Source organism: Plantactinospora solaniradicis, from assembly GCF_042658085.1.
Taxonomy (GTDB): domain Bacteria; phylum Actinomycetota; class Actinomycetes; order Mycobacteriales; family Micromonosporaceae; genus Plantactinospora; species Plantactinospora solaniradicis.
The window spans coordinates 18,367-32,296 of the sequence record NZ_JBHSPR010000007.1; the positions used below are offsets into that span (position 1 = coordinate 18,367).

At 72.6% G+C, this 13,930-nt stretch carries 9 protein-coding genes; 1 reads left to right on the plus strand and 8 read right to left on the minus strand.

Annotated features, from left to right (window positions below):
- Window positions 1-49: 49 nt before the first annotated feature.
- Window positions 50-1,921, minus strand: coding sequence for a Xaa-Pro dipeptidyl-peptidase (locus ACFP2T_RS06195; RefSeq protein ID WP_377418299.1), 1,872 nt, complete (start codon window positions 1,919-1,921; stop codon window positions 50-52).
- 423 nt (window positions 1,922-2,344) lie between these two features.
- Here ACFP2T_RS06195 and ACFP2T_RS06200 point away from each other — a divergent pair, with 423 nt between their 5' ends.
- Window positions 2,345-3,559 carry a hypothetical protein gene (locus tag ACFP2T_RS06200; RefSeq protein ID WP_377418302.1) on the plus strand — a complete coding sequence of 405 codons (1,215 nt, stop codon included), beginning with the start codon at window positions 2,345-2,347 and terminating at the stop codon, window positions 3,557-3,559.
- Window positions 3,560-3,660: 101 nt separating this feature from the next.
- Here ACFP2T_RS06200 and ACFP2T_RS06205 read toward each other — a convergent pair whose 3' ends face one another.
- The 7 genes from ACFP2T_RS06205 to ACFP2T_RS06235 form a co-directional block, all read right to left on the minus strand.
- On the minus strand, window positions 3,661-4,503 hold the full coding sequence (locus ACFP2T_RS06205; RefSeq protein ID WP_377418305.1) for an FHA domain-containing protein: 843 nt from the start codon (window positions 4,501-4,503) through the stop codon (window positions 3,661-3,663).
- A gap of 5 nt (window positions 4,504-4,508) precedes the next feature.
- Complete coding sequence (locus ACFP2T_RS06210) at window positions 4,509-5,801, minus strand: VWA domain-containing protein (RefSeq protein ID WP_377418308.1); 1,293 nt, start codon at window positions 5,799-5,801, stop codon at window positions 4,509-4,511.
- A complete protein-coding gene (locus tag ACFP2T_RS06215) occupies window positions 5,798-6,829 on the minus strand; it encodes a PP2C family protein-serine/threonine phosphatase (protein ID WP_377418311.1) in 1,032 nt (343 codons plus the stop codon). Before ACFP2T_RS06215 ends, ACFP2T_RS06210 begins: the two co-directional genes overlap by 4 nt.
- Before the next feature lie 773 nt (window positions 6,830-7,602).
- Window positions 7,603-10,143: a serine/threonine-protein kinase gene (locus ACFP2T_RS06220; protein WP_377418314.1), complete on the minus strand. Its 2,541-nt coding sequence runs from the start codon at window positions 10,141-10,143 to the stop codon at window positions 7,603-7,605.
- The gene (locus tag ACFP2T_RS06225; RefSeq protein ID WP_377418317.1) at window positions 10,140-11,405 is read right to left on the minus strand and encodes a hypothetical protein; all 1,266 of its coding nucleotides are present in this window, start codon (window positions 11,403-11,405) and stop codon (window positions 10,140-10,142) included. The genes ACFP2T_RS06220 and ACFP2T_RS06225 overlap by 4 nt, the downstream gene beginning before the upstream one ends.
- A 73-nt stretch (window positions 11,406-11,478) precedes the next feature.
- The gene (locus ACFP2T_RS06230) at window positions 11,479-12,471 is read right to left on the minus strand and encodes a glutamate ABC transporter substrate-binding protein (protein ID WP_377418320.1); all 993 of its coding nucleotides are present in this window, start codon (window positions 12,469-12,471) and stop codon (window positions 11,479-11,481) included.
- Window positions 12,468-13,829, minus strand: coding sequence for a hypothetical protein (locus tag ACFP2T_RS06235; protein ID WP_377418323.1), 1,362 nt, complete (start codon window positions 13,827-13,829; stop codon window positions 12,468-12,470). The genes ACFP2T_RS06230 and ACFP2T_RS06235 overlap by 4 nt, the downstream gene beginning before the upstream one ends.
- Window positions 13,830-13,930 lie beyond the last annotated feature (101 nt).

The window sequence follows — 13,930 nt, forward strand, 5'->3', positions numbered from 1 at the left end:
GACGTCGACGACGTCCGGGGCCGTGACACGTACCGGGCCGGCGTGGTGCTCAGAAGCCGAGCGCGGCCCGGCCACCGACCACCGGGATGGTCAACGCGCTGAACTTCGGTGCCACCGTCAACCGGGTGCCCGGCAGCGGCAGCAGGGTGTACTCCTGGTCGCTTGAGAAGATCACGACCCCGAGCCGGTGACCGGCCGGGAAGACGTAGTCCTTCGGCTCCAGATTCCAGCGGTAGTCGTACATCTGGCCCTGTCGGACCGGGCGGGAGTGCGACTCGCTGGTGCGGTTCTGCGGATCGAGCCAGCCCCGGGTCACCACGAACGGCGCGTCGGTCGAGCCCGCCGGGCCGTAGTCGACCAGGTAGCCGGTCAGGTTCGCGGCGGTGCGGTTGTCGATGGACAACCGGGCCCGCAGCTCCGGCCGCCCGGAGATCCGGACGTCCTGCGCCAGCGCCGGGGACGTGTAGACGAGCCGGTTCGGGTTCGCGGTCTCCGGTGAGGCCACCAGCTCGGTCGGCGCGATCGTCCGTCCGGAATCGACGAAACTCTGCTCGGCACGTCCCCGGGGACCGTGGGTCTGCAACGTGCCCGGTGCGGTGGGGCTGGTCGCGGAGAGTTCCACCGAGACGTCCCGGGCCGCCCGGTCCGGCCAGTCCGGGTACGTGGTGTAGGCCCGGTCCTCCCGCTGCAGCACCACCCTCGGCTCGGCCATGATGTCGTTGTCGACGCCCCAGAGCCAGTAGTCGAGCCAGCGGTTCTCGGTCTGCCGGTAGGTCCACGACCGCCCGTCCGGCAGGGTGACGGTGGCGGCGCTGCCGGGCCCACCGTGGCCGCCCTGGTGCAGCCAGAGCTTGCGCGGTACGCCGAACCGGGCGAGCTGCTCCCACCAGTCGGCGAACTGCCCGGTCTTCACGTTCCAGTCGTTGAGCCCGTGCACGACCATCACGCTGGCCCGAACCCGACGTACCTCCGGCAGGTAGTCCCGCTCCTGCCAGAACTCGGTGTAGTCGCCGGTGATCCGGTCCTGCTCCTCGGCGATCTCGGCGATCTCGTCGGCGCAGGGCCCCTCGGACCGGGCCTGGCCGGCGGTGTACATGGTGAGGATGTCCGCGTCCTCACCCTGGTACGTGCCCGGCGCCACGACGAGGCCGTTCGCCCGGTAGTAGTCGTACCAGTTGCTGATCGCGGAGACCGGGATGATGGTCTTCAGTCCCTTGACGCCGGTCGTCGCCACCATGTTCGGCAGGGTTCCGTTGTAGGACACCCCGGTCATCCCGACCGCCCCGGTGGTCCAACCGGCCCGGACCGGTGCGCCGCTGGCGTCGAAGGCCCTGGCCCGACCGTTCAGCCAGTCGATGATCGCCTTGGTGCTCAGTGTCTCCGCCTGGTCGCCGGTGGTCGGGCAGCCGTCGGAGTCACCGGTGCCGATGCTCGTCCCGGACATCACCGCGTAGCCGCGCGGAACGTAGTAGTCGTCGAGCTGGCCGGGCAGGTTCGCCTTCGCCCGGAAGACGCCCAGGTCCCCGACGCGGGCCGCCGACGAACGGCCGGACGCGTTCTGCGGCAGGTCGTCGACGAGCACGCTCGGGTACGGAACGTCGTCCCAGGTGTCCTTCCGGTACGGCGAGTGCTCCAGGATCACCGGAACCCGCATACCCCGGGTCTCGGTCTCGCGGGGCCGGGAGATGTCGACCACCACCCGGTCACGCCGGCCGTCGGAGTCGGTGTCGAGCGGGGTCTCCACCCACACCCGTTCCTCGATCGCGTCGGCGAACGAGAACACCGGCTGGGTCATGCCGTCCTGCACGACGATGTCCGGTGGTGGACTGCCCGCTCCGGCTCGCGCCGGCACGGGCGACGCGACCAGTGCCAGCGCGACGGCGTACGCGCCGAGGATCCTCGCGGAACCTGGTAAGCGCATGGACGTGCTCCTCTCGGACGGTCCTCATGGGTGAGGCGGTGGCGCCGACGGTACTGGTCCACCGGGGCGCCTGGCGTGGGCATCAGGTTGATGCATTGTCCGTACCGGACGCCCACGGTGAATTCCGGGGTCCCCAGAATGGCCGAAGCCGGGCCGGTACGCAGATGGTCGACAGGGGTTCCGGAAAGGCATTGGTGAACGTGGACACATTGACCGCCTATCCTAGATACACCGCCCAGGTACGTCGATTGGTGTGACGTACACAGGGCGGGTCACGGCAGCACGGAGGCGGTCCCTGGATTGGCCAACTGCCTTACCTGAAGGTAGCTTGGCCGCCGACATCATTGGAGGTCGGACCGGCGCGTGCCTGGACGGGGCCGGCGCGCTTCGGTCGAAGGTCTCAGCTTTGGAGGTTGCATCCCGGTGAGTTCCTACACAATTACGATCGCCCCGGACGATCAGACCCGCGCGACGACGACGTTGCGGGTCGAGGTTACCGACAACGCCACCCGGATCACCGAACTCCTGGTACGTGCCGGCGAGGGCGAAGGACTTACCCCGGGACAACTGCCAGCGGTCGATCTGGACCAGTTGCTGCGCGCCGTGATGCCGGGCTCCACCACACCGGCGGTAGCGGCATCGGCGTCGACCCCGGCCCCGGCGTCCTCCGGCGTCCGTGCCACCGATCCGACGGTCGACACCCCGCAGGCCGACGTTCCGCCGGCGCCCGAGGCGGAGACCCCCGAGGCGATCCCGGAGCCGGTGGCGACGTCGACGGAGACCTCGCCGACCACTGTGGACGCGAGTGTGGCGACCGGGCTGGTCCCGCCACAGCCGGAAGCGACGTCCGAGTTCACGCCGGACGGCGAGGAGAAGGTCACCGGTACGGCGGAGGAGATCGGCACCGCCGCGTCGAGCGGAGCGGAGACGCCGGACGAACCGCCGACGTCGACGGCGCCCCGGAAGTCAGCTGCCAGGAAGGCCAACGCCGCCGTGTCGAGCGGGCGGTCTCCGGCGACGAAGTCCACGGTGAAGAAGACGGCTCCGACCCGGAGCACCGCGAAGCGCGGCAGCACGACGCCGACCACCACCACCCGGTCCAAGGTCGGAAAGGCTGCCACGAAGCAGACCGCGACCGGTACCGGGCAGAGTGATCCGGCGACCCCGGCCAAGAAGCGCGCCACGGCCAAGAAGGTCGCGGCGAAGGAGGCCACGGCGAAGCAGAGCGCCCCGGCCAGGAAGACCGTCGGGACCGGCGGCGGCACCGCCCCGAAGAAGAGCCTCAGCTCCGGCAGCGGTACGTCGACAACGCGGAAGAGCACCCCCGCGAGCAAGAGCGCCACCGCGAGCAAGAGCGCCACCGCGAGCAAGAGCGCCACCGCGAGCAAGAGCGCCACCGCGAGCAAGAGCACTGCGGGCAGGAGCAGCGGGGCGGCGGGCGGCAGGCGGACGGCCCGGAGCAACGCACCGGCACCCGCCGCCGGCCGGTCGTACCGACGGGCTCCGGAGGATCTCGCCGCGGTACTCGGACAGGCCGGCACCGCCACCGCCGTCGCGGACCACTACGGCGTGCCCCGGCACACCGCACAGAGTTGGGTCAGGACGCTGCGCCGCAACCAGGACCCGGCAACGAACTGATCGTTCCGTCGACCGGAGCGGGCCGCCTCGACCGCCGACCGGCTCCGGTCGCCGCGCCGGCATCTCGCAGCGACAGGTGCCGGCGCGCCGGACCGCTCCGCTCAGCCGTCGAGGCGGATCGTCAGTACCGTCCAGGCGCCGAGATAGATCCGGTCGCCGCTGCCCAGCGGTACGGGCGTGTTCGGGGCGATCGACGCCGTCGCGGGGTCGTTGAGATAGGTGCCGTTGGCGGATTCGAGGTCCACCAGTGCCCAGCCGTCGGACTGCGGCACCAGCAGCGCGTGCAGGTGGGACACGCCGGGGTCCTCGGGCGGACCGATCAGGTCGATGTCGGGACGTACGCCCCGGGACCGGCTCCGCCGGCCGATCAGCAGTTGCCGGCGGTCCAGCACGAACAGTCGTTCGGGGACGAAGCGGGGGAAGTTCAGCGCCGCGGCGTCGGCCCCGCCGAGGGCTCTGATGATCTCGAAGTAGTCCCGGTCCGCGCCGACCACGATCTGCCAGGCGGCGACGTGTCCCTGCGGGCTACCATCCGTTCCCGCCGCCCGGGAGGCGGGCGTGCCGGGGTGCTCCGGGCCCTGACCGCCCTCGTCGGGAACGCCGGCCGCCTCGCCGGAGCTGGCTTCGGCGGCGCCGTCCGGGGCGGCCGGGACCGGCGGGGAGAGCAGGAAGTCGTAGCCGTCCTCCTCGCAGAAGCGGTCGACCTGCGGGGTCCCGCACAGCGGGCACCGCTTGGCCGGCGAGGGCTCCTGCGCGGCGACGGACCCGCCGCCGGACTGCCTCGGCTCGACGGCTCCCTCCGGGACACCGGGCGCACCGACCGGCTCTGGCCCGCTGTTCGCCTGGTCCGGGCCGGGGCCGCGGCCCGCCATCGGCGCCCCGCAGACGTCGCAGTAGTCCATCGTCGCCGATTCGTGTCCCCTGGGACACGTGGACGTCGTCACCGCCGTCACCCCGGGTCTTTCCTCACCCGCACCGTCTTGATCGACCGCACGTCGGTCAACTCGGCGTCTCCCGCGCTCACCTGCTGCTTCAGCCGCACCGTGCCGGTCGGCGCGTCGACGACATCGACGACTCGGCCGAGGAGCTGCGCCGTCTCGTCGTGCCCCGACTCGGCGGCCAGTTGTACGGCCCGGCCGAGCCTCGCCGTCGCCGTCTCGACGTCGCCGACCTCCCGGGCGCGAAGTCCCTCCTGGATCGCGGCCGCGAGTTCGGCCTGTCCGGTGTAGTGCGCCACCTGTGGGCTGATCCGGGTGGACAGCGCGGTGTCGTCGGTCCACCGGGCCAGGATCAGTCGTTCCGTGAGCATCTGGCCGGCGCTGACCAGGCTGACCCTCGCGGCCAACACCTCCTCGCCGACCGAGTCGGGTTCGAGCGCCACCGAGACGTGGTACTCGCGGGTCTCCGCTCCCCACGCACCGGTCGGATAGTCACCGATCCGGGCGCTGACGGCGGCCCGGCGCCCGGTGAGGTCCTGGACGTGTGGGAAGACCTGCTTGACCGTACGGATGGTCGAGCCGGCCGGACTCCAGATCCGCAGCGACACGTCGGCGACCCACTTGCCCATCGCCGCTGCCGTCATCGCCTGGAAGGCCGCCGGGAGCTGTTCGGGGTTCTCCAGCCCGTCGGCGGTACCGAGCAGGGTGGACGCGATGGCGCGTAGCTCGCCCGCGACCCAGCCGGTACCGATGCCCCTGCTGTCACAGACGAACCGGCCCTCGCACGCGGCGAGCATCCGTTGCAGGTCCTCGGGCCGTTCGTGTTCGTTGCGTCCGTCGGTGAGCAGGATGGCGTGTTTGACCTCGGCCGGGTAGCCGGCGAACAGCCAGTTCGCCAGGTCCAGCCACCGCCCGATGGCGGTGCCGCCGTCCGCGCGCAGTCCGGCCACCGCCGCTTTCGCCTGGGCCCTGGTCTGTGCCGTCGCCGGCACCATTCCCGGCTGCGGTGGGTACACCATCCGGGCGATCGCCGTTCCGGACACCACCGCGAAGCCGACTCCCTCGCGCAGGGTGTCGATCGCGACCGCGGTGGCCCGCTTCGCCTCGGCGAGCTTCGTCGCGGGCATCGCCATGGACCCCGAGGTGTCAATCATGATCGCTTGCGCCGCAGTCGGTACGTTCGCGGGATCGCGCAGGTCCGGCCCGGACGCGGTCACGGTGAGAATCGCGTCCACCACCTGGCCGCCGGCGGGCAGATACTCGTTGTGGTCGACCTCGACGAGGAACTGCGGCGGACCGCTCACGCGCTGGGCCCTCCCGGTCTGACGACGGGCCCTCCCGGTCCGACGACCGGCCCTCCTGGTCCGACGACCGGCCCTCCCGGTCCGGCAACGGGCCCTCCCGGTCCGACGACCGGCGGGAACGGCAGCACCGCGACGGCGACGTTGTCGTGCCCGCCGGCCTCCACCGCGAACCGGGTCAGGTCCCGGGCGATCGCGATCGGGGCGGCACCGCCGGGTCCCGGCACCCGGGCGGCCAGGGCGGCCGGATTGGGCAGGTAGTGCGACAACCCGTCGGAGCAGAGCACCAGCCGTCCCGGCCGGTTCGGCTGGAAGGTCACCACCTGTGGCTCCGCGTCACTGGAGTCGGCGCCGAGCCAGCGGATCAGAGCCTTCGAGGTGGGATCCAGTTCGGCACCGGGCGGCACCGGCCGACCGGCCCGGATCTGCCCGACCACCGAGTCGTCGATGGTCAGGCAGACGGCCTCGTCCACCGCGCCGTCGGGGCCGAGCCAGTACGCCCGACTGTCGCCGATCCAGCCGACCGTCACCGAGCCGATGGTGACCACCGCGCAGACGAACGTACAGCTCGGCGGCACCTGTCCGTCGTCGCTCGCGGCGGTCGCCCGGGCCGCGGCCGCGGCGGCACGCCCGCTGGCCATGATCGCGTCGGGGGCGCCGGCACCGGCCGACAGCGCGGAGAGCATTGCCGTCAGGCCCGCTTCCGTCGCCGCGTGCGCGGCCACGTCGGCACGCAACGAGGTGGACACCCCGTCACACACGACGGCCGCGATCGTCTGGCCGAGCCTGCCGATCGCCACGGCATCCTCGTTGCGCCGCCGCCGGGCCTTGTCGGTGACCGCCGCGACCGGGCCGAGGTCCAGGTCCGCGCGGTCCCGGCCGACGAGCCATCGACGTCCACAGTGGTCACAGTGGCCCGGGTTGCCGGACGGCGGTGTGCCGCATCCCGGACAGGGCTGACCAACCGCTCGGGACGAGAGCCAGGGACCGGTCGGTGCGCCGGTACCAAGCTGCCCCTGCGGAGCGGCCACGGCGGGAGCCGGCTGCGCTGGTACACCCCAGCCGGCCGGCGCGGCCGGCGCGCTCCACCCGGAGGACGTCGGCGGTGATGCCGGCCCGCCCCACCCGGGCGGTGCGGGTGGTGATGCCGGCGCGGGCGGTGCCACGGGTGCGCTCCAGGCAGCCGGCCGGGGCACGGCGATCGGACCGGACGACACACTCCAGACCCCGGTCGCGGACGAGCCGGCCGGTTCCGCCGACCCACCCCGCCCCGTGGGCGCGGCCGGACCGATCGGACCAGCCGTTCCCGGAACTCCGCCCGGTCCGGAAGGCCCTGGGGGCGGCCCGGTGGGCGCGTACTGCCCTGGAGGCGCCACCGGCCCCGACGGCGCGAACGGACCGGGAGGCGAGGTTACGCCCGGATGCCCGACCGGCCCCGGACGCCGGAATGGTTCCGGAGATCCGGTCGGCCCGGTCGGCCGGAACGCCTCGGTGGGGCCGGCCAGCGCCGCGAGCCGGGAGAGTTCGGTCCGAGACGACGACTCGGTGGACCCTGCCAACGCGGCCAGCCTCGACAACTCGGTCGCGCCGGACGGCTCGGCTGGTTCGGGTGCCGACGACGGTTGCGACCCGGCCGACCCCGCCGCCGCTGCCCAGCCCGGCGACCCGGTCGGTTCCGCCGCCGCGACGCGTTCCAGTTCCCGACCGCACACCTCGCAGTACCGGTGGTCCGGCGCGTCCGGCGGGCCATGCTCGGGGCAGGGTGCGGCCATGCTGCCGGCGGGGCCGGTACCACCCGTGGCCGTCATACCAGCGTCCTCGGCCGGACCGCGTTCGCGTGGTCGACCAGCGCGATACGAAGCTCCGGATCGCGGGAGAGTTGGGCCAGCGTCCGGTACGACCGTTCCAGCCCGAACCGGAGACCCCGCTCGGTGAGATCGTGCCCCAGGATCCTGGCCTCGGACGTCGACGCCGTACGGCTCCTGACCCAGGCCAGGGCGACCTCCAGAACCTCGATGGTGAGTCGGGTCTGCCGTTCGACGTCCAGCCCGAGCCGTTCCAACCGGGCGGAGGCCCGCAACAGCTCGTCAGGTCCGGTCCCGCCGCCACTCAACCCGGGCAGGCTGGCCCGGATCGCCGCCACCTGTGCGGCGACGTGCTGACTCGAACTGTCCGGCACCTGGTCGAGCACGGCGAGCGCCCCTGCCCGGTCCCCCACCAGGAACCGGATCCGGGCCAGCCCGAACGCCGCGCTCAGGTAGCCGCGATCGGCCCGCCACACCCGGTCGTAGAGTCTGGCGGCCAGTTCCCGATCTCCGGTGCACTCCGCACTCACGGCCAACGCCAGCCGGGCCGCCGGCTCGCCCGGCAACACGTCGTACACGGCGTCGAACGCCACCCGAGCCTCGGCGGGCCGGTTCGCCGTCAGCGCCGCGATCCCCCGGTACCAGTCCACCCGCCAGTCGAACGGGTCGGCCGCGGCCAGTCGATCCAGGTCGGCGGCCGCACCGGCCAGGTCACCCTGTTCGATCCGGGCGCCGGCCAGCCGGAGCGCGACCTCCACGCTCCGCATCGGTGCCGCGGTCAACTGCCGGACCAGCTCCGCCGGATCGGTCGCGCCGAGCGAGGCGAGGAATCCGGCCCCCGGGTCGAGCACGTCGACCTGCGGCAGCGGCAACGCGGCGGCAACCGTCGCCGGAGCCGGCGCTATCGAGCCGGGCGGAACACCGCCGCCGGCTCCCCAGGCCCGACCGGCGACGGCCCGGTTGACCTCGCCCGCGTCCGTTCCGAACGCGCGTCGCTCCGGCGTGAACTGCCGGGACACCGCCGGTCGGGGCACACCGTCCGCGGCCGAGAGCACCTCCCGCAGTACGCCGAGCAGTTGCTCGCTCATCTCACCGGCGCTCTGGAAGCGTCGATCGGGGTCGGGGTGCGTCGCTCGCCGGAGCAGCCGGTGGTACGACATCTCGGCCGCGAACAGCGGCGCGTCGGCCGGTTCCGGCAGCCGGTTGGCAAAGCTGGTCGTGAAGCCACGGAAGTCGAGGCTGAGCACGGCCAGGGCCCGGCCCACCGTGTAGATGTCGGACGCGACCGACGGACCGAGGGTGCCGACCTCCGGCGCCTGGTAGCCGGGGGTTCCGAAGATGGCGCTGGCACTGTCGTCGACGTGTCGTACCGCGCCCAGGTCGATGAGTTTGAGCTGCTCCTCGGCGTGGATCACGTTGTCCGGCTTGAAGTCGCAGAACAGCAGGTTCCGGTCGTGCAGGTAGTCCAGCGCCGGCAGGATCTCCACCCCGTACGCGATCACCTCGGGCAGCGGCAGGGCCCGCTGGCCGCTGTCCCGGCGCCGGGCGAGCAGCATGTCCCGCAGGGACTGGCCGCCGACGTACTCCATCACGATGTAGCCGACCGGGGTGCCGGTGCGTGGGTCGGGATGCTCCACGAAATCGTGGATCTTGACGATGTTCGGGTGGTCCAGCTCGACCAGGAACCGACGCTCGGCCACCGCCGAGGCCATCGCGTCGGCGTCCGAGGTGTTGATCAGTCCCTTGAGGACCACCCAGCGGTCGCTGACCGTGTCGCTGACGTTCCGGTCCCGGGCCAGGTAGATCCAGCCCAGGCCGCCGTACGCGAGGGCGCCGAGGATCTCGTACCGCGCGTTGATGACGTCGCCCGCACCCAACCTGGGCAGGAAGGAGAACTGGCTGCCGCAGTGCGGACAGAAGCCTTCGGCCCGACCGGGCTTGCCGTCGCGGCCCCGGCCCACCGGCTTCTCGCAGCTGACGCAGAACCGCCGCGACTCGGCGACCTTCGGCTCGGACATCACCGCCGTTGCCGGATCGCGCAGCGGCACCCGGGCGATGTCCACCAGGCCGGCACCGAGCCCGCCCCGGGAGGCACTCCGGGACCGCGTCGATCCCCGCGAGCCGGAGTTCGCCGTGCCCCGGCTGGGCATGGTGCCGACGCCGGTCGGCCCCGAGCCCCGGCCGGTGCCCGTCGATGCCGGGCCCGTAGCGGCCGGTGCCGGGCCGGGACCGTGACCGGACGACGCCGGCCCCGTCCCGAGTCCCGTCGCCTGGCCCGCGCCGGCACCCGGTACCGACGCCCGCCCGGTCCCGGTCGGCACCGACGCCCGGCCCCTACCGGTCGGCGCCGCGGCCCGGCCGGTACCCGTCGGCACCGCGCCCGTACCGGTCGCAGTCGCGGCGCCGATGCCCTTGGCACCGCTCTGGCCGGTGGCATCCGGGCCCGACCCGGCGCCCGGTGCCCGACGTCCACAGTCGTCGCAGTATCCGTCGGGAAGATAGGAGCCTGGGCAACCGGGCCGCAGGCATCGGGTGCTCATGGAACGGCTCCCTTCGCACCGGGCGTCGGGCGCTCGGCGAGATCGTTGAGTTGACGCTGGTACGCGACCACGGCCCGGGTTGCCGCCGCCAGATCACACGGGCTGGTGTAGAGCAGATCGCGAGCCAGACGGTACCGGGCGGAGAGGTCGACGTGTTCGATGAGGCCGAGCCGGCCCGCCTTCGCACGGTACGCGTCGAGTCGGCCCCGCAGCTCGTCCCGGCGCCGCAGCAGCCCGTCGGCCGCCTCGTGCAGCTCGACCATCCGGCGCCGGGCGGTCGCGACGGCCCGCTCGACCGCGTCCAGTTCCGTGCCGAGCCGGTGCCATCGACGCTCGCGGTGCAGTTGGTCGAGTTGGTGAAGGTGGATCCGCAGCGCCGGGTTCGCGGCGGGCAGGTCGGGTAGGCCCGGATTCGCGATCTTCGCCAGCGCGACCGCGTAGACCCGATTGGTCTCCGTCGTCGCGGCGACCAGTTCATCCAGTTCGGCCCTCAACCGGGCAACCCGACCGGGATAGCCGTCCCGCAGTTCGGTCAGCTCGGCGAGTCGCCCGGCCAGGCCGGTGACCTCCACGGTCAACTCCCGCAGCCGGTCCCGGATCCGGGACGCGACCGGCCCGTTCCGGGTCGCGGCGAGCGGGTCCCCGAGCGCATCTCCGTACGCCTCGTCGATCTGGCGGCCGAGCCTGTCGAGGTCGCCCGCGACCGTCGGGGCGTCGCCGAGGGCCCCGACCTCCGTCCGAAGTCGCGCAACGGTGGCGGTGAGCTGCCCGAACCCCTCGGCGAGCCGGCTCCGTGCCGCCACCACCTCGGACAACGCCCCGGCCAGTCCGGCCGCTTCCGTCTCGATCCGCCGGGCCAGGTCGACCAGCCCCGACGAATGGGCCGACGGGTCGGCGACGGCATCGTCCAGCACCATCCCGTCGGCGCCGAGCCGCACCACCGGGGCCCGGAGCAGGCCGGCGAGTTCCCGCAACTCGGCGTCACCCGGTCGGGAGCGCCGGGCCCGGACCTCCCGGGCCCGGTGCAGGAGGTCGGAGAACGCGGTGAACTGCGACCAGAGCACGTCGATCCGGGCCGGCCGTCCGGCGGCGACCCGCGCGGTGTCGCCGCCCGGCTGCGTACCACGTAGGACGGCCAGGTCGGGATGGGTGTCCAGGGCGTACATCGCGGCCGAGATCCGGTCGTACGCCGCACCGAGGTCGCGGATCAGCCGGTCGGCCTCGGTGCGGTTCATCGGCGACGGCGACGGCGACACGTTCATCGGCACACCTATCCGATGTCCCGGTGATCTCCACCGGTACGTCGCCGCCTCGCACCGAGTTCCACGAGACACGCTAGTCCCGATAACGGGCGACCGGTGGGGAGGGCGCCGGGCCCAGCGACGTCAACCAGCGGCTGTAGAGCCTGCCCCAGGTGCCGTCCGATCGGATCTTGGCGAGCACCCCGTTGACGAACCGGACCAGTTCCGGCGACTCCTTCGAGATGGCCACCCCGTACGGTTCGTCGCTGAACCGGGGACCGACCACCTCCGTGTTCGGGTCCTGCGCGGCGAGTCCGGCAAGGATGCTGTCGTCGGTCGACACCGCGACCACCTGGTTCTGCTGCAACAGCACCAGGCAGTCGGTCCAGTTGACCACCGAGACCGGTGCGGTGCCCTCCTCGGCGATCTTGCGAATCGAGGTGCTGCCGGCCGCCGCGCACACCTTCTTTCCACGCAGGTCCTGGATCGTCTTCGCCGCCGAACCCCGGGTGACCAGGATCCGCTGGCCCGCGGTGAAGTACTCGGTGGAGAAGGAGACCTGCTCCCACCGCTCGCAGTTCATCGTCATGGTCCGGACCACCAGGTCGACGGTGCCGTCCTGGATCACCTTGATCCGGTCCGCGGAGCTGATCGCCCGGAACTGGATCCGGCCGGGGTCCCCGAAGATGCCCCGGGCGACCTCCCGGGCGATGTCGATGTCGAAGCCGGTGAGCTGCCCGGTCAACGGATCACGGAAGCCGAAGTTGTAGCTGTTCTGGTCGACTCCGACCACCAGCCGTCCGCGCTGGGCGATCCGGGCCATCGCCGTACCGGACGGCATCTGGCGGGGTGGTGGTAGCGCGCCGGAGGGCCGCAGGCTGGCCCGTGGGTTGCAGGAACCGGAGGCCGCCGCGGGCCCGGTCGGGATGACCGCCGGATCCTGCATGCCGACCGGGCGGGGTGGATCGGCCTGGGCGGCGTTCTCGGGCAGTACCGGATCGTCGGTGCCACATCCGGCGAGGCTCACCGCGAGCATCATCGCTATGGTGCCGGCGAGCAACCGGCCGGCACGGTGCCGGTTTCTCATCGATACTCCACTATCCGCCGCTGCATGCCGACCGCGGCTCCGATCACCAGCAGGAGGGTCAGTCCGACGATACCGATATCGGTTCCGGTCAGCGCCCGGCCGGCGCTCTCCGCCTCGCGCTCGAACCGGCCACCGTTGTGGGTGATGGCCTTGGCGAGCGCCTCGTCCAGCTGGTTGAAGATCGCCGCCGTCGTCTGGTCGCCGGTGCCCACGGTCGCGGCCACCGCCTTCGCGTACTCGCCGCTGTCGTCGAGGATCCGCACGTTGCGATGCGCGGCGGCCCACTCCTTGCTGCGCGCGATGGCGGTGTCCACCGCCTGCCGGGTGGTCTCGTCGGACGCCGCCGCGCGGGCCTGCGCCAGCAACCCGCCGGAGCCGTCCGTCCCGGCGAGCCGTTCCATGACGACGCCGTAGTTCTCCTCGAACGCGGCGCCATTACCCCGGGCGACGAGGGTCAATGCCTCGTCGGCCCGGGCCTGTAGTCCGGCGATGCGGGCCTCGGCGAGGAGGTTCACCTGGGCGGAACCGTCATCGCGACTCGCACCCAGGGATCCGGCCACCACCACCGCCGAGACGGTCAGCCAACCCACCAGCAGCACCGTCGCCCCCGTCGCGACGAGCAGCCCCACGTTGAGCAGCCGGTTGGTGCGCCGGGTGAGATGGATCTGCACCAGTACCAGGCCGGCCAGGGTGAACACGCCCAGCAGCACCGCGACCCAGGGGAAGCCTGCCGCCCGGTCCCGGGCGTCGTCAAGTTCACCGGAGGCCACCGCGTACAACTCCTGGGCCGCGGGCAACAGCTCGGTACGCATCAGGCCCGAGGCTTCCTGCAGGTAGGCCACGCCCAGGGGCAGGCCCTGCCGGTTGTACGTCCGGGCGGTCTCCACCAGGCCGCTGTAGACCGGCAACCGGGTGGTGATCCTGGCGATCGCCGTGGCGCCCCGTCCGTCGTCGGCGGCGGCCGCCGAGACGATGGTCAGCGCCGCGGCGGCGTCGGCGAGATCCCGCTGGTACCGGTCCCGCAGGGCCGGCGGTTCGAGACCGTTGGACAGGAACGCGCTCGCGGCGGTCGCGTCGGCGTCGGACAGCGCCCGGTACAGACTCTGCGCCGCGACCGCCAGTTCGCCGCTGCGCGCGGTGACTCCGCGGACCAGGTCCGCGCGCTGCCGGACACCGACCAGCGCGACCACCCCGGCGATCAGCCCCAGGACGACCACGGCGGCCAGCATGGCGGTGAGCCGGCCGGGGGTCTGCCGCATCGGCGCGGTGATCCGGCGCAGCACGGCCGGTGGGCGGGGTTGCGGCGCGACGGCCAACTGGCCTCGCGGGACAGCGACCGCCGACCCGTGCGAACCCACCCGTAACCTCCCCATTCGAGCAACCGGAACGGCGCGCCCCGGGCGTACGCCAGCGGTCAGATCTTGATGACCGGCTTCAAGGTAACCAATCAGCTCAACCT